Raw genomic sequence first — 15511 nt, 5'->3', positions numbered from 1 at the left:
GCTAATGACAGGAGAGTCGGAGTGTTACTGCGCAATATCGATTTGAATCTGCTGGTGGTGCTCGATGCGTTGCTCACGGAAAAACACGTGACCCGCACCGGTGTTCGCTTGCATCTGAGCCAGCCGGCCATCAGCCACTCGCTGAACAAACTCAGGCTGCTGCTGGGTGACCCGCTGCTGATTCGCCAGGGCAACGAGGTTGTGCTCAGTGCGCTGGCGCAAAACCTCCAGGCGCCGCTCAAGGCCGTGCTCGGCCAGATCGAAACCTTGCTTGGCCAGTCCATCGACTTTGTGCCGGGCGACTCGCAGCGCACCTTTCGCGTGGCGATGTCCGATTACGGCGCCGCTATCGTGCTGCCCAAATTGCTGGTGCAACTGCGCAAGCTGGCGCCGGACACCTCTCTGGTGGTGATTCAGGACAGCCGCCTGGGCATGCTGGAGCAAATCGAACAGGGCAAAATCGACCTGGCTGTGGGTGTATTTGCGGCGCTGGCGGCGGATATCAGCTGCGACGTACTGTTCGAAGAAACCTTTACCTGCCTGCTTAACCGGCGTTCGTTGCCCGAAAATGGCGTGCTCGACCTGGACAGCTATCTGGCGCGTCCGCATTTGTTGGTGTCGATGGATGGCAACACCCAGGGCGAGGTCGATAACGTTTTGCGCGCCCAGGGTCTACAGCGCCGGGTGGCGGTCAACGTTCCCCATTGGGGCACGGCGCCGGGGATGATTGCCGACACTGATCTGATCCTCACCGTGGCCACCCGCACCCTGGACAACGTGCCGCTGGGGGACACGCTGGTGGCGATGCCTCCGCCGCTGACCGTGGCGCCGTTCAACTATGTGCAGGTCTGGCACCAGCGTTTTAATCAGGACCCGGCCCATCGCTGGCTGCGTGAACTGGTCAAACAGGTGAGTGCGCCTTCAGCCCCGTGAGGCAATGACAAACCCTGCCAGCACCACACTCACCCCCAGAATCTTCTGCAGGCTTGGGCTGTTTTTAGGCAGGCCGAGCAAGCCGAAGTAATCAATCACCAGCGAAATGATCAACTGGCCCACCACCACCGCCATGATGAAATTCAGTGCCCCCAGACGCGGCACGGTGATCAGCGCGACGGTGATGTAAAACACCCCGGCCAGGCCGCCGAGCCAGATCCACCAGGGGCCGCTGATCAGCGCCGAGAGGTTGGGGCGGGGCACTTTGACGATCAGCATCACCAGCGCAATTGCCAAGCCACTGACCAGCAACGAAATCACCGTGGCCCAAAACGGATGGCCGAGCACAATGCCCAGCCGGGCGTTGCTGCCAGCCTGCAAGGGCACGGCAAAGCCTGCAAACAGGCTCAGGGCAATGACAATAAAAAGCGGCATAAAGACGGCTCCAAAGTTTCAACCGTTGTACGGCGAATGCCGCCAGGCGGCCAATTCGATGTTCTGATGCGCGGTATTCGTGGGGTCGATGGCCTTAAGCAATCCTCGGGTTTACACTCCTTGCTCCCGTCTGGAGTACCCCCCTGTGCTGACTCATTTAGATTCTCAAGGCCGCGCCAACATGGTTGATGTCACCGATAAAGCGGTGACATCCCGTGAGGCGCTGGCACAAGCCGTGGTGCGCATGCGCCCTGAAACCCTGGACATGATCGTCAGTGGCGGCCACCCCAAGGGCGACGTGTTTGCCGTGGCGCGGATCGCCGGAATTCAGGCGGCCAAGAAAACCTCGGACCTGATCCCGCTGTGCCATCCGCTGATGCTCACCAGCGTCAAGGTTGAGCTCAGCGCCCAGGGCAGTGATGCCGTACTGATCGTGGCGCGTTGCAAGTTGTCCGGGCAGACCGGCGTCGAGATGGAAGCCCTGACGGCTGCCAGTGTTGCGGCGCTGACGATCTATGACATGTGCAAGGCGGTCGACCGCGGCATGACCATCGAGAGCGTGCGTGTGCTGGAGAAGCTCGGCGGCAAGAGCGGGCACTTTCAGGCGGATGCGACATGAAGCTCACGGTGATGTTTTTTGCCCGCTACCGTGAAGCCCTGGGGCTTGACGGTGAGTCGGTAAGCGGTGAGTTCTCGTCGATTGAGCAGTTGCGTTCGCACTTGCTGCAGCGCGGTGGCGCCTGGCAGGTGTTGGCCGAGCCCAACCTGATGTGTGCGCGCAACGAAGAACTGTGCAAGCTCGATGAACCGCTGGCGGACGGCGATGAAGTGGCGTTTTTCCCGCCCGTGACGGGAGGCTGATCATGGGCATTCGGGTGCAAGTGGCAGCCTTTGACCCGGGCGCTGAAGTCAACGCACTGCACGCGGCCAACCTGGGCGTGGGGGCAGTGGTGAGTTTTGTCGGTTACGTGCGCGACTTTAATGAGGGGCGTGATGTGGCGGGGATGTTCCTGGAACACTACCCGGGCATGACCGAAAAAGCGCTGGGCAAGATCATGGTTGAGGCTGAGCAGCGTTGGCCGTTACTCAAGCTTGAGGTGCTGCACCGTATTGGGGCGCTGGAGCCGGGGGAGCCGATCGTGTTTGTCGGCGTGGCCAGTGCTCACCGTCAGGCGGCCTTCGATGCGTGTGCGTTTGTGATGGATTACCTGAAAACCCGCGCCCCGTTCTGGAAAAAAGAACAGACCACCGACGGCCCGCGCTGGGTCGAAGGGCGGGCCAGTGATGATGCGGCGGCAGATCGCTGGAAGTAGTGTGCGAACTTTGTAGCCGCTGTCGAAGGCTGTGATGGGCTGCGAAGCGGCCCCGCTGGTTGAAGGGCCTTTGGCCCTTGTCGCAGCCTGCGGCAGCGGCTACAGATTCAGTCAGGCCGTTGCATCCGGATCGTACGGCTTGCGTACAGCACGTACGACGGGGCGCAGCAGTTCGGTCGGCGGCGTTTCGCAGCTGATCTTGCGACCCAGCAGGGTTTCAATCGATGGCAGTTGATACGAGTCGTCTTCACCGGCAAAGCTGATGGAAACGCCGCTGGCGCCTGCACGGCCAGTACGGCCAATGCGGTGCACGTAGTCGTCCGGCACTTCGGGCAGGGTGAAGTTGATCACGTGGCTGATGCCGTCGATGTGAATCCCGCGGCCCGCCACGTCGGTGGCCACCAGTACGCGGATCTTGCCTTCGCGAAAGCCTTCCAGCGTCTTGATGCGCTTGTGTTGCGGCACGTCGCCTGACAGTTGGGCGGCATTGATGCCGTCACGTACCAGACGCTCTTCGATGCGGCGCACTTCGTCCTTGCGGTTGGCGAACACGATGACGCGTTCCCAGCCGTTGTCGTTGACCAGGTTGAACAACAATTTGTATTTGTCGGCACCGGCAACGGCATACACGTGCTGCTCGACCATGTCGCTGGCGACGTTGAGCGCTTCGATTTCAACGATGGCCGGGTCGGTGGTCCATTGCTTGGCCAGGTTCATCACGTCCTCGGTAAAGGTCGCAGAGAACAGCAGCGTCTGACGCTCGGCTTTAGGCGGCGTCTGACGAATGATCTGGCGTACTTGAGGAATGAAACCCATGTCCAGCATGCGGTCGGCTTCGTCGAGCACCATCACTTCGACCATGTCCAGGTGCACTTCGCCGCGCTGGTTGAAGTCCAGCAGACGGCCCGGTGTGGCCACCAGAATGTCGCAATGGCGGGCTTCAAGCTGCTTGAGCTGCTTGTCGAAGTCCATGCCGCCGACGAACGTCATGACGTTCAGGTCGGTGTACTTGGTCAGGTCAGCCGCATCTTTGGCGATTTGCACCACCAGCTCGCGGGTCGGTGCAATGATCAGTGCGCGCGGCTCGCCCATGTAGCGTTCTTTGGGCGGCGGGGTCTGGGTCAGCTGGCTGATGATCGAAATCAGGAACGCGGCGGTTTTGCCGGTGCCGGTCTGGGCGCGACCAATAGCATCGCGACCGCTCAGGGTATAGCCCAATACTTCAGCCTGGATCGGCGTGCAGTACGGAAAGCCCAGGTCTTGAATGGCATGCATCAGCTCAGGGGTGAGCTTGAAATCGTGAAAGCGGGTTTTGCTTTCTTGTGGCTCTACCGCAAAGTCTTCTAGCTTCCAGGGGATGACCGGTGGCTTGGGGGCCACTTCGCGCCGTGGTTTTGCAATTTTTGGTTTTTCGATGTGCGGTTGTTCGGCAGCGGGCTGTGCGTCAGGAATGGTCACCGGCGCGGGGGCTGGAACAGGAGCAGGAGCAGGAGCAGAACGACCAGGCTGTTGCGCGTCGGTTCGCGGGCTGGTGTTGCTCGAAGGTGTCATGGAAGCTGGCGCGAGCGGCTCAGCCTCGCTTTTACCGAATATTTTTTTGAGTGCTTTGAGCACGGTCATCTCATCAGTTGGTTAAGGAGTGTACGCCGGGCAGTGTAATGCAAGTCGGGTGCTCGGCGTAGTGAGCGAAGGATGTTTCGGTTTTAGCCCAGGCGTTTTGCCAACCAGGCACCGATATCGCGGATTTCTTCGGGTAACACTTCATGGCCCATTGGGTATTCCTGCCATGTAACCGCCACACCTGCAGCCTTCAAACGCTCATAAGCTGTACGGCCCATGGCGTTTTGAACCACTCCGTCGTACTGACCATGCAGGCACAAGGCCGGGATCCGTTGCTGGCTGGCAGACAAAGGCAGCACTTCGCTGAAAGTCGGTGCGTAGGTGGAGAGGGCAAGTACGCCACCCAGCGGCCCTTGCCATTTCAGGTAAGCGGTGTGGAACACCACGGCGCCGCCTTGGGAGAAACCGGCCAGAAAAATCCGGTTGGCGTCGATACCGCTCTGGCGCTGGTCTTCTATCAGCTTGATGACCGTATCCGCCGACTCTTCCAGTTCTTCTTCGCTGATGGAACGGGCAGGGCTCATGGCCTTGATGTCGTACCAGCTGGGCATGGCATAACCGCCATTGATGGTCACCGCGCGGGTCGGTGCCTGCGGCAATACAAAGCGAGTGGTCAGCAACGACTGTTGCAGTGCTTCGGCCACCGGCATGAAGTCATAGCGGTCGGCGCCCAGGCCGTGGAGCCAGATAACACAGGCGTCTGCGGTCTTTTGAGGCTGAATGATCAGAGGTTGGGTCATGGCTGCTCCATCGTTGTGCATGTGCGCAAACCGGGTGCGCTACAAAAGTGCTTGGTCGGTTAAAAATTACAGAAAATGTCGCTTGCTTGAACGTTTTTTCCGATATTACGTACTGAACTTACTAAGACACGAGTGTGGTACGGGCTTTGCTATGTGGACAGGGACGTGAATGCGTTCACCCTCGGCGGTAACACTAACAGGCTACTGCCGACGGGGGGACAGCAAAAATCCCGAGGGTGAAGTTAGACAAGGAATTCAACAGCTCAAGTGAGCGCTTCAGTTTGACGGTTCGTGCGATGCACCCATCGCTCAAGACTTATGCCGCTTGACCCAATAAAAAGCCAACACGGGTCAACATGCGCCTCACAAGGGGGCGGCGGGTCTTGTTCAAACACAAAAAAGCAGCACTGGAGGTTTGAATGAAGCAGTTGAAATCCACCCTGGCTTTGGCCACAGCAGCCATCGTGTTGAGTGTCAGTGGTTTTGCACATGCAGGCGCAACTCTGGACGGCGTTAAAAAGAAAGGGTTTGTGCAATGTGGTGTCAGTGACGGTTTGCCGGGTTTTTCGGTACCTGACAAAGACGGCAAGATCATGGGTATTGATGCTGATATATGCCGCGCAGTGGCCGCAGCGGTATTCGGCGATGCAACCAAGGTCAAGTTCAGCCAGTTGAACGCCAAGGAGCGTTTCACCGCGCTGCAGTCGGGTGAAGTTGACGTGCTGTCGCGCAATACCACCTGGACCAGTTCCCGTGACTCGGGCATGGGCATGGTGTTTGCGGGCGTGACGTATTACGACGGCATCGGCTTTTTGGTCAACAACAAGCTGGGTGTAAAAAGTGCCAAGGAACTGGACGGTGCAACCATCTGCATCCAGGCCGGTACCACCACCGAGCTGAACGTGTCGGACTACTTCCGCGCCAATAACCTCAAGTACACCCCGATTACCTTCGACACTTCTGACGAAAGCGCCAAGTCGCTGGAAAGCGGCCGTTGCGACGTACTGACTTCTGACAAGTCGCAGCTTTATGCACAGCGCAGCAAACTGGCGAACCCGAACGACTATGTCGTTCTGCCGGAAACCATTTCCAAGGAGCCTCTGGGCCCTGTGGTACGCAAGGGTGATGAGGACTGGTTCAGCATCGTCAAATGGACCCTGTTCGCCATGCTCAATGCTGAAGAGGCGGGTGTCACCTCCAAAAACGTCCTGGCAGAAGCCAAGTCGACCAAAAACCCGGACGTCGCCCGCCTGCTGGGTGCGGACGGTGAATACGGTAAAGACCTGAAACTGCCGAAGGACTGGGTGGTACAGATCGTCAGCCAGGTCGGTAACTACGGCGAAGTCTTCGAGAAAAACCTCGGCAAAAGCACTCCTCTGGCCATCGACCGCGGGCTGAACGCTTTGTGGAATAACGGCGGCATCCAATACGCACCTCCTGTGCGCTGATTGCCCTTTCACCCGGTAGGCCAACTGCCGGGTGATGTTGTCTGATCCAATTTTTCAGGGGCATTTCATGCAAATTAAAGTCGGCGCACCCAAGCCCAGGTTCAGCCTTGGCGATCCACGTGTGCGTGCGTGGTTATTCCAGATCATCACCGTTGCACTGGTGGTCTTCATGGGTTGGTACCTGTTTAACAACACCCAGACCAACCTGCAGCACCGTGGCATTACTTCGGGTTTTGACTTTCTTGAACGCAGTGCCGGGTTTGGCATTGCGCAGCATTTGATTGACTACACCGAGTCCGACAGTTACGCCCGGGTCTTCGTTATCGGTTTGCTGAACACCCTGCTGGTGTCGGTGATCGGTATCGTGCTGGCGACGATTCTGGGTTTTATCGTCGGTATCGCGCGTTTATCGTCGAACTGGATGATCAGTAAACTGGCGACGGTGTATGTAGAGGTCTTTCGCAATATTCCTCCTCTGCTGCAAATCCTGTTCTGGTACTTCGCGGTGTTTCTGACCATGCCGGGGCCCCGCAACAGCCATAACTTTGCCGACATCTTTTATATGAGCAGTCGCGGCCTGAACATGCCAGCGGCGGTTGGCACAGAGGCTTTCTGGCCATTTGCTGCCAGCGTGGTGCTCGCGATGGTGGCCACCGTTCTGATGGTCCGTTGGGCCAACAAGCGCTTCGAAGATACGGGCGTGCCGTTTCACAAGTTCTGGGCAGGGCTGGGGCTGTTGCTGGTGATCCCGGCGCTGTGCGTGTTGCTGTTCGGCACCCCGGTGCATTGGGAGATGCCGCAGCTCAAAGGCTTCAACTTTGTCGGTGGATGGGTGCTGATCCCTGAGCTGCTGGCGCTGACCATTGCGTTGACGGTGTACACGGCAGCCTTTATTGCCGAAATCGTGCGTTCGGGGATCAAGTCGGTCAGCCACGGCCAGACCGAAGCTGCCCACTCGCTGGGCCTGAGCCCTGGGCCTACGTTGCGCAAAGTGATCATCCCGCAAGCGCTGCGGGTGATTATTCCTCCGCTGACCAGCCAGTACCTGAACCTGGTGAAAAACTCGTCCCTGGCGGCGGGCATCGGGTATCCGGAAATGGTTTCACTGTTTGCCGGCACGGTACTGAACCAGACCGGGCAGGCTATTGAAGTCATCGCCATCACCATGAGCGTTTACCTGTCTATCAGCATCAGCATTTCGCTGCTGATGAACTGGTACAACACGCGTATTGCGCTGATCGAGCGATGAGGACGGGACTATGACGACTCATGTTTTCAAACCCGACATGCCGCCGCCGGGCAACCGCATCGGCATCGTCGCCTGGGCTCGGGCCAATCTGTTTTCCAGTTGGCTCAACACCTTGCTCACCCTGTTTGCCTTTTACCTGATCTGGCTGATCGTGCCGCCATTGCTGAGCTGGACGGTCTTTGATGCCAACTGGGTCGGCACCACTCAGGCTGACTGCACCAAGGAAGGCGCTTGTTGGGTGTTTATCCAGCAGCGTTTTGGTCAGTTCATGTATGGCTATTACCCGACCGGACTGCGCTGGCGGGTAGACCTGACTGTGTGGCTTGCCGTGGTTGGCGCAGCACCGCTGTTTATCTCGCGCTTCAAGCACAAGGCAATCTGGGGGCTGGGCTTTTTGGTGGTTTACCCGATTTTGGCCTTCAGCTTGTTGCATGGCGGTTACTGGGGCCTGACCAACGTCGCCACCAGCCAGTGGGGCGGCCTGATGCTCACGCTGGTCATCGCCACGGTGGGCATTGCCGGTGCCTTGCCATTGGGGATTTTGCTGGCGCTGGGACGACGCTCAGACATGCCGGCCATTCGTGTGGTGTGCGTGACTTTCATCGAGTTCTGGCGCGGCGTTCCGCTGATTACCGTGCTGTTCATGTCCTCGGTGATGCTGCCGCTGTTTCTGCCTGAGGGCATGAACTTCGACAAGCTGCTGCGGGCCTTGATCGGGGTGATTCTGTTCCAGTCGGCGTATGTGGCTGAAGTGGTGCGCGGCGGTCTGCAAGCCATTCCCAAAGGGCAGTACGAAGCCGCTGCGGCCATGGGCCTGGGGTACTGGCGCAGCATGGGTCTGGTGATTTTGCCGCAAGCCTTGAAGATGGTTATTCCCGGCATCGTGAACACCTTTATTGCCCTGTTCAAGGACACCAGCCTTGTGATCATCATCGGGCTGTTCGACCTGCTCAATAGCGTCAAGCAAGCTGCAGCCGACCCGAAATGGTTGGGCATGGCGACCGAAGGCTATGTGTTTGCAGCGTTGGTGTTCTGGATTTTCTGTTTTGGTATGTCCCGCTACTCCATGCATCTGGAGCACAAGCTGGACACTGGCCACAAGCGTTAGGTAGGAGTGCGACATGAGTGAAGCAATCAAAAAACCTGCGAGCCCTGAAGGCATTATTCAGATGCAGGGTGTTAACAAGTGGTACGGCCAGTTTCACGTGCTCAAGGACATCAACCTCAACGTGCAACCGGGTGAGCGGATTGTATTGTGCGGGCCCTCGGGGTCGGGCAAGTCAACCACGATCCGTTGCCTCAATCGCCTTGAAGAGCACCAGCAGGGCCGCATTGTGGTGGATGGCGTAGAGTTGACCAATGACATCAAGCAGGTCGAGGCCGTGCGTCGTGAAGTCGGTATGGTGTTTCAGCATTTCAACCTGTTCCCGCATCTGACCATCCTGCAAAACTGCACGCTGGCTCCGATGTGGGTACGCAAGATGCCCAAGCGCAAGGCTGAAGAAATCGCCATGCATTATCTGGAACGAGTGCGGATTCCGGAGCAGGCGCACAAGTTTCCGGGGCAGTTGTCGGGTGGTCAGCAGCAGCGTGTGGCGATTGCCAGGGCGCTGTGCATGAAACCCAAAATCATGTTGTTCGATGAGCCGACTTCAGCGCTCGACCCGGAGATGGTCAAAGAGGTACTGGACACCATGATCGGTTTGGCCGAAGACGGCATGACCATGCTCTGCGTGACCCATGAAATGGGTTTTGCCCGCACCGTGGCCAACCGGGTGATCTTTATGGACAAGGGGGAAATCGTTGAAGAGGCGGCCCCGAATGACTTCTTCGACAACCCGCAAAATGACCGGACCAAGTTGTTCCTGAACCAGATTTTGCATTGATCCACCGGCACCTGTAATCGCTGGCGCAGGCTGTGATGGGGAGCGTAGCGACCCCCTTGTCGGAGCCTGTGCCAGCGCTACAGGTTATTTTTGGCGCTGCTGCTCTTTTTGCACCAGCAGCGCATTGATGTCTGCGCACTCGTTGATTACTTGCAGCTCCTGAACCAGTTCGGGGTGGCGATCGAGCAGGCGCATCAGTACAAACAAGGGTTTGGGTGGTTCCACTTCGGCCCGTTCATAGCGGCTGAACGCATTGTGCCCGCCCCCGACAGCAACTGCACGGCACTTTTTTGGGTGAAGTGCAGCTTGCGCCGGATACGCTTCATTTCATCGGCCATCACCCGTTTGGCATCTTCGATCAGTTCATCGCCGGCCCGGGCGTAACGCTCTGCGCTGGGGGCATCGAACTCGATTTCTGCGCATTCAGTGCACTCATGGCCTGCCAAGCTGTGCACCATCCGGTTCAATTGCTTGAAGCTCACATTGAAACTGCGGCCCTTGAACGCTTGCATCGCATTGGGGGCACCGCAGGTGTAGCAGTCATGTCTGCTCACAGGTCTTTCTCCTTGAAGGCGATGACGGGCGGCCCTCCACAGGGGCGATAGGTCACCTTGATATAGATAGCCAAACCGTAGGCCTGCGCGTGATAGACGTCCTGCCAGACCTTGTGGTCGGCGTGGGTCGACATCGACTTGTACAGCGCCCTGCGCTCTAAAGAGGCAATGACCCGCTGCATTTGGGCGAGGGTCAGGCCCATGGTTCGTCCGCCATCCAGTGCACTTTTGGTGAACGCTACTGCGCCAAGCCGGAGTACATCGGCTTGTATGCACTGGAGGTTGTAGTGAGGTGTTTTCTTTTCCATAAGAGGCAGCCTCGATACGCTTGAAATTACCCTTAAAGGGTTTTTTATTCAATGGTTAATTATCATTTTTTTGGAGCTCTTAATCTGTAGTTGATTGCCCATATGCAGAGCTCTGGATAGGATGTGGGAAAATTCATCCTATGATTGGATGAAAAGGCGAATTCAATGACAGATGCTTCCCCTCTAGTAAAACGTTCCTTGGTCGACCAGGCCCTCGAGCAGCTGCGTACGCGAATAAACAACGGTACCTGGGAGGTGGGGCAGCGTTTACCGACCGAGCCCGAGCTGGCGACGCAGTTGAACATCAGCCGTAACACCGTGCGTGAAGCCATGCGCGTGCTGGCGTTTGCCGGGCTGATCGAGATCCGCCAAGGGGATGGCAGCTACCTTCGCGGGCGTGTGGACCCGATGGATACGCTGCGTGCGTTGTCATCCTGTTCGATGGAGCAGGGACGTGAGATGCGGCACATTCTGGAAGTCGAAGCCGTTGGCCTGGCAGCCCTGCGCCGCACGGACGAAGACTTGCGGCTGTTGCATCAGGCGCTGCAAGCAAGCGGCCAGCACTACCACGGTGAACTCGACACCTATATCTGCTGCGATCTGCTGTTTCACCAGCGACTGATAGATGCCGCGCACAACCCGGCCTTGAGCGAGCTGTACCGCTACACCGCGAGCGTGGTGAGCAACCATTTGCGCAAAACAATGGACGTTCATCCGCGGCGCCAATTGGTTTTTGACCTGCATGTCGAGTTACTCGAAGCCGTCGAACAACAAGACTCCCAACGGGCCATGGCGCTGTGCCGGACGTTGATCAATGAACCTTGAACCGGAGAAGGCCATGACCCACCCCACCTCAGTCGCCAATGCCAGTGTTGAACCCGTTCGTCATCTGGATGAGCTGGAAGCGTTGCTGATCGACGCCGAGATTGACGACGAGCAGGTGCAGCAAACCCCGCCGGTGGTGCTGCGCCCGTGGTTGTTGCTGTTGGGCCTGGTGCTGGTGGCGTTGAACCTGCGCCCCGCGTTGTCCAGCATGGCGCCGCTGCTTGGCGAGGTGTCGGACAGCTTGGGCCTGTCGGCAGCACATGCCGGCTTGTTGACAACATTGCCGGTGCTTTGCCTGGGGGTGTTCGCGCCTTTGGCGCCGATCCTGGCCCGACGTTTTGGTACTGAACGGGTAGTACTGGGGATTCTACTCACGCTGGGCGGCGGGATTGTCCTGCGCAGTTACCTGGGCGAGGTGGGGCTGTTTGCCGGGAGCATTCTGGCGGGGGCCAGTATCGGCGTGATCGGCGTGCTCTTGCCGGGCATTATCAAGCGTGATTTCGCCGGGCATGCGGGCACCATGACCGGGGTTTACACCATGGCCCTGTGCCTTGGCGCGGCGTTGGCTGCCGGGGCGACGGTGCCTCTGAGTGAGTGGCTGGGCCAGAGCTGGGCGATGGGGCTGGGGTTTTGGGCGTTGCCTGCGCTGATTGCAGCTGTTTTCTGGTTGCCGCAAGTAACCAAGCGTCAGGGGGCACACAACGTCGCTTATCGCGTGCGTGGTCTGTTGCGTGACCCGTTGGCCTGGCAGGTGACGCTTTATATGGGGTTGCAGTCCTCGTTGTCCTACATCGTCTTCGGCTGGTTGCCTTCGATCCTGATCGGGCGCGGCCTGACGCCGACCCAGGCCGGGCTGGTAATGTCTGGCTCGGTCATCGTGCAACTGCTGACGGCGCTCACGGCGCCCTGGCTGGCCACACGCGGTAAAGATCAGCGACTGGCCATTGTGGTGGTCATGTGCATGACCCTGGCCGGCTTGTTTGGCTGCCTTTACGCTCCTATCGAGGGGCTGTGGGGCTGGGCGATTGTGTTGGGCCTGGGGCAGGGCGGTACGTTCAGCCTGGCGCTGACCATGATCGTGTTGCGCTCACGCGATGCCCATGTGGCTGCCAGCCTGTCGGGCATGGCCCAGGGCATTGGTTATACCGTGGCATCGCTGGGGCCGCTGGCCGTCGGCGTGGTGCATGAGGTGACGGGGGGCTGGAGTGCGGTGGGCTGGATTTTCGCGGTGATCGGGCTGGGGGCCATCGTCGCCGGGCTCGGTGCCGGGCGTGCCCGTTATGTGAATGTGCAGAGCGAGAGAGTCTGAAGAACGTAGTGTTTCGGCTCATTGCAGATTATCGTGCTGGGATTCCTGACCCGAACGGACCCTGCCATGAGCCAAGACCATCAAGCGTTGATCACTCGCTTCTACCAAGCCTTCCAGCAGCTTGATGCTCAGGCAATGGCCGCCTGTTACACCGACGACGTGTTGTTCAGCGACCCGGTATTTGGCGAGTTGCGCGGCCGCGATGCGTCGGACATGTGGCGCATGCTGACCTCGCGTGCGAAGGATTTCAGCCTGACCTTCGATCAGGTTCAGGCCGACGGGCAGCGCGGCAGCGCACATTGGGTGGCGACCTACGTGTTCAGCCAGACCGGCGCCACGGTGGTCAACGATATCCAGGCACGGTTTGTGTTTCGTGACGGCAAGATCTGCGAGCACCACGATCACTTTGACCTGTGGCGCTGGTCGCGTCAGGCGCTGGGGGCCAAGGGAGTGTTGCTGGGGTGGACGCCGTTGGTGAAAAACGCCATCCGGGCTCAGGCGCAAAAAGGGCTCAAGGCCTTTCAGGCTGGCCGTTGAAAGTGAGTGAAAAACCCTGGTGTGTGTACCTGGTGCGGGCCGCCAATGGCGCTCTGTATTGCGGCATCAGCGATGACCCGGTGCGCCGCTTTGCCAAGCACCAGACGGGCAAGGGCGCGCGCTTCTTCGCTTCGAGCCCGGCGGTGGCATTGGTTTATGTCGAGTCCTGGCCAGACAAGGGCGAAGCCTTGCGCCAGGAACGACTGATCAAAAAGCTCAAAAAGAGCGCCAAGGAATGCCTGGTGCAAAGCCAGGCACACTGCGCTATTGGCCAGTCTTCAGCGCCGCCATTATCGCATCCGGCTTGAAGTCCCTGAGCAGCGTGCCATTGACGTCCAGTATCGGAATCCCGCGGCCGCCCAGCGCTTCATAGGCCTGGCGTGCAGCGGGGTCTTTCTCGATATCGAACTCTTTGAACGGGATGCCTTTCTCATCCAGAAACCGGCGCGTCGCCTTGCAGTAGCCGCACCACTCGGTGGCATACAGGACCACCCGGGCGTTGGCCCGGGTTTGTTCGGGCACGACACCTGAGGGGTTGAGCACTCGCTCGATCTTGCCCCAGTTCTGGAAGATAACCACCACCACCAGAACAAACAGGACTTTCTTCAAGACACCCTTGAGCATTACTTGCTGCGCTTGAGCTGGTCGAGGAGTTGGGTCGGCAGGCCCTTGATCACCAGTGTGCCGGCCTCTTCGTCGAATTCGACCTTGGAGCCCAGCAAGTGGGCTTCAAAGCTGATAGACAGGCCCTCAGCGCGCCCGGTGAAGCGACGGAACTGGTTAAGGGTGCGTTTATCGGCCGGGATCTCTGGCGACAGGCCGTAGTCCTTGTTGCGGATATGGTCGTAGAACGCTTTGGGGCGTTCTTCGTCGATCAGCTCGGACAGCTCTGCCAGGCCCATCGGTTCACCGATTTTGGCCTGGCTGCTGGCGTAATCGACCAGGGTTTTGGTTTTTTCGCGGGCGGACTCTTCGGGCAAGTCTTCGCTTTCAACGAAATCGCTGAAAGCCTTGAGCAAGGTGCGAGTTTCGCCCGGGCCGTCGACACCTTCCTGGCAGCCGATAAAGTCGCGGAAGTACTCCGAGACTTTCTTGCCGTTCTTGCCTTTGATGAACGAAATGTACTGCTTGGACTGCTTGTTGTTCTGCCACTCGGAAATATTGATCCGTGCGGCCAGGTGCAGCTGGCCGAGGTCCAGGTGGCGGGACGGGGTCACATCCAGCTCCGAGGTCACCGCAACGCCTTCGCTGTGGTGCAGCAGGGCGATGGCCAGGTAGTCGGTCATGCCTTGCTGGTAATGGGCGAACAGCACGTGACCGCCCACGGAGAGGTTGGACTCTTCCATCAGTTTTTGCAGATGCTCGACGGCAACGCGGCTGAAAGCGGTGAAGTCCTTACCGCCATCGAGGTATTCCTTGAGCCAGCCGCTGAACGGGTGCGCTCCGGACTCGGCATGGAAAAAGCCCCAGGCTTTGCCTTGCTTGGCGTTATAGCTTTCATTGAGGTCAGCGAGCATGTTCTCGATGGCTTGAGACTCGGCCAGTTCAGAGTCGCGGGCGTGGAGAACTGCGGGCGTACCGTCAGGTTTTTTGTCAATCAAATGGACGATGCAATGACGGATCGGCATGGGCTTCTCGGCGTGTAATGAGAGGGCAGGGTGCACACCCCGCAAAGACGCCAAGTGTACCGCACCTGAGCGATGGGTCGGGGTTTGGGGGGCTTGAGTGCGCCCGAGGCGGTTTTTTTACAGTTTTAAGGCCAGAAAGCTGACCAAATGGCCAGGTAGAGGCGGATATTTGGTCGTCTCTGTGCTAGTTTTGCCCGGTCTTGCGCTCGGAAACGGCGTAAAGCGTGCATTCAGCATGTGTCAGGTCGAACCAAACCCCGTTTTAGCTATCTACATCCGCGATTCGTCGTGAAAGCTGGCGGGTGTGCCAGACCCTTGAGATCTGGCTCGATGGCTGACATTGCACTCTGCAAACCAAATGAATTTGATAGGGAAGGAACATCTCAATGGCTATTACTAAAGACCAACTGATTGCCGATATCGCTGAAGCTATCGACGCGCCAAAAACTACTGCGCGTAACGCTCTGGACCAACTGGCTCAGATCGTTGCTGATCAATTGGAAAATGGCGGCGAAATCACTCTGCCAGGTATTGGCAAACTGAAAGTGACCGAGCGTCCTGCCCGTACTGGCCGTAACCCTTCGACTGGCGCAGCCATCGAAATCGCAGCCAAAAAAGTTATCAAGCTCGTTGTGGCCAAAGGCCTGACTGACGCTGTTAACAAGTAAGACTGTTGTAAAAAAACCGCGCTTCGGATCACTCCGAAGTGCGGTTTTTTTATGCCCG

19 protein-coding genes and 1 pseudogene are annotated in these 15511 nt (G+C 58.4%); 13 read left to right on the top strand and 7 right to left on the bottom strand.

Annotated features, from left to right (window positions below; translation table 11 throughout):
* Positions 1-21: 21 nt before the first annotated feature.
* A complete protein-coding gene (locus BLW11_RS22930) occupies positions 22-933 on the top strand; it encodes a LysR family transcriptional regulator (protein WP_048360010.1) in 912 nt (303 codons plus the stop codon).
* On the opposite strand, the gene BLW11_RS22925 is transcribed toward BLW11_RS22930, so the two are convergent.
* Entirely contained in the window at positions 922-1368 is a 447-nt protein-coding gene (locus tag BLW11_RS22925; RefSeq protein ID WP_048360009.1) for a DMT family transporter, read from the bottom strand. The two genes, BLW11_RS22930 and BLW11_RS22925, sit on opposite strands and share 12 nt — an antisense overlap.
* Positions 1369-1513: 145 nt before the next feature.
* On the opposite strand from BLW11_RS22925, the gene moaC reads away from it, so the two are divergent.
* The 3 genes from moaC to moaE are packed head-to-tail and all read left to right on the top strand — an operon-like array spanning position 1514 to position 2681.
* Positions 1514-1987, top strand: a complete 474-nt coding sequence (gene moaC / locus BLW11_RS22920; protein WP_048360008.1) for a cyclic pyranopterin monophosphate synthase MoaC — start codon at positions 1514-1516, stop codon at positions 1985-1987.
* Positions 1984-2229 (top strand): MoaD/ThiS family protein, encoded by a 246-nt coding sequence (locus BLW11_RS22915; RefSeq protein WP_048360007.1) that lies wholly within the window; start codon positions 1984-1986, stop codon positions 2227-2229. Before moaC ends, BLW11_RS22915 begins: the two co-directional genes overlap by 4 nt.
* A gap of 2 nt (positions 2230-2231) precedes the next feature.
* Entirely contained in the window at positions 2232-2681 is a 450-nt protein-coding gene (moaE, locus tag BLW11_RS22910; protein WP_048360006.1) for a molybdopterin synthase catalytic subunit MoaE, read from the top strand.
* A 111-nt stretch (positions 2682-2792) separates the two neighbouring features.
* Here moaE and rhlB read toward each other — a convergent pair whose 3' ends face one another.
* Both rhlB and BLW11_RS22900 read right to left on the bottom strand, forming a co-directional pair.
* Positions 2793-4301, bottom strand: coding sequence for an ATP-dependent RNA helicase RhlB (gene rhlB, locus BLW11_RS22905; protein ID WP_048360005.1), 1509 nt, complete (start codon positions 4299-4301; stop codon positions 2793-2795).
* An 83-nt stretch (positions 4302-4384) separates the two neighbouring features.
* The gene (locus tag BLW11_RS22900; RefSeq protein WP_048360004.1) at positions 4385-5041 is read right to left on the bottom strand and encodes an alpha/beta hydrolase; all 657 of its coding nucleotides are present in this window, start codon (positions 5039-5041) and stop codon (positions 4385-4387) included.
* Positions 5042-5460: 419 nt separating this feature from the next.
* On the opposite strand from BLW11_RS22900, the gene BLW11_RS22890 reads away from it, so the two are divergent.
* The 4 genes from BLW11_RS22890 (at position 5461) to BLW11_RS22875 (ending at position 9624) form a co-directional block, all read left to right on the top strand.
* Positions 5461-6489: an amino acid ABC transporter substrate-binding protein gene (locus BLW11_RS22890; protein WP_048360003.1), complete on the top strand. Its 1029-nt coding sequence runs from the start codon at positions 5461-5463 to the stop codon at positions 6487-6489.
* Positions 6490-6556: 67 nt separating this feature from the next.
* On the top strand, positions 6557-7738 hold the full coding sequence (locus BLW11_RS22885) for an amino acid ABC transporter permease (RefSeq protein ID WP_048360002.1): 1182 nt from the start codon (positions 6557-6559) through the stop codon (positions 7736-7738).
* Positions 7739-7748: 10 nt separating this feature from the next.
* The gene (locus tag BLW11_RS22880; RefSeq protein ID WP_048360001.1) at positions 7749-8846 is read left to right on the top strand and encodes an amino acid ABC transporter permease; all 1098 of its coding nucleotides are present in this window, start codon (positions 7749-7751) and stop codon (positions 8844-8846) included.
* 13 nt (positions 8847-8859) lie between these two features.
* Positions 8860-9624 (top strand): amino acid ABC transporter ATP-binding protein, encoded by a 765-nt coding sequence (locus tag BLW11_RS22875; RefSeq protein WP_048360000.1) that lies wholly within the window; start codon positions 8860-8862, stop codon positions 9622-9624.
* Positions 9625-9708: 84 nt separating this feature from the next.
* On the opposite strand, the pseudogene BLW11_RS22870 reads toward BLW11_RS22875, so the two are convergent.
* Both BLW11_RS22870 and BLW11_RS22865 read right to left on the bottom strand, forming a co-directional pair.
* Positions 9709-10178 (bottom strand): annotated as a pseudogene (locus tag BLW11_RS22870) (type II toxin-antitoxin system MqsA family antitoxin).
* Positions 10175-10486 (bottom strand): type II toxin-antitoxin system MqsR family toxin, encoded by a 312-nt coding sequence (locus BLW11_RS22865; protein ID WP_048359998.1) that lies wholly within the window; start codon positions 10484-10486, stop codon positions 10175-10177. The pseudogene BLW11_RS22870 and the gene BLW11_RS22865 overlap by 4 nt, the downstream one beginning before the upstream one ends.
* 165 nt (positions 10487-10651) lie before the next feature.
* Here BLW11_RS22865 and BLW11_RS22860 point away from each other — a divergent pair, with 165 nt between their 5' ends.
* The 4 genes from BLW11_RS22860 (at position 10652) to BLW11_RS22845 (ending at position 13465) form a co-directional block, all read left to right on the top strand.
* On the top strand, positions 10652-11311 hold the full coding sequence (locus tag BLW11_RS22860; protein ID WP_048359997.1) for a FadR/GntR family transcriptional regulator: 660 nt from the start codon (positions 10652-10654) through the stop codon (positions 11309-11311).
* Positions 11301-12620: a CynX/NimT family MFS transporter gene (locus BLW11_RS22855; protein WP_048359996.1), complete on the top strand. Its 1320-nt coding sequence runs from the start codon at positions 11301-11303 to the stop codon at positions 12618-12620. The genes BLW11_RS22860 and BLW11_RS22855 overlap by 11 nt, the downstream gene beginning before the upstream one ends.
* A gap of 66 nt (positions 12621-12686) precedes the next feature.
* Positions 12687-13157 carry a nuclear transport factor 2 family protein gene (locus tag BLW11_RS22850; RefSeq protein ID WP_048359995.1) on the top strand — a complete coding sequence of 157 codons (471 nt, stop codon included), beginning with the start codon at positions 12687-12689 and terminating at the stop codon, positions 13155-13157.
* Positions 13154-13465, top strand: a complete 312-nt coding sequence (locus BLW11_RS22845) for a GIY-YIG nuclease family protein (RefSeq protein WP_048359994.1) — start codon at positions 13154-13156, stop codon at positions 13463-13465. Before BLW11_RS22850 ends, BLW11_RS22845 begins: the two co-directional genes overlap by 4 nt.
* Here BLW11_RS22845 and BLW11_RS22840 read toward each other — a convergent pair.
* Entirely contained in the window at positions 13422-13781 is a 360-nt protein-coding gene (locus BLW11_RS22840; protein WP_048359993.1) for a glutaredoxin family protein, read from the bottom strand. The genes BLW11_RS22845 and BLW11_RS22840 overlap by 44 nt on opposite strands.
* On the bottom strand, positions 13781-14785 hold the full coding sequence (gene yejK / locus BLW11_RS22835; RefSeq protein ID WP_048359992.1) for a nucleoid-associated protein YejK: 1005 nt from the start codon (positions 14783-14785) through the stop codon (positions 13781-13783). Before yejK ends, BLW11_RS22840 begins: the two co-directional genes overlap by 1 nt.
* Positions 14786-15171: 386 nt before the next feature.
* Between yejK and BLW11_RS22830 the strand changes: the two genes are divergently transcribed.
* Positions 15172-15453, top strand: a complete 282-nt coding sequence (locus BLW11_RS22830) for an HU family DNA-binding protein (RefSeq protein ID WP_003440137.1) — start codon at positions 15172-15174, stop codon at positions 15451-15453.
* Positions 15454-15511 lie beyond the last annotated feature (58 nt).

Source organism: Pseudomonas deceptionensis (assembly GCF_900106095.1).
In the GTDB taxonomy this organism is placed as follows: Bacteria; Pseudomonadota; Gammaproteobacteria; order Pseudomonadales; family Pseudomonadaceae; genus Aquipseudomonas; species Aquipseudomonas deceptionensis.
Note: the sequence above shows the minus strand (reverse complement) of the source record. Positions and strands in the feature narration are given on the sequence as shown.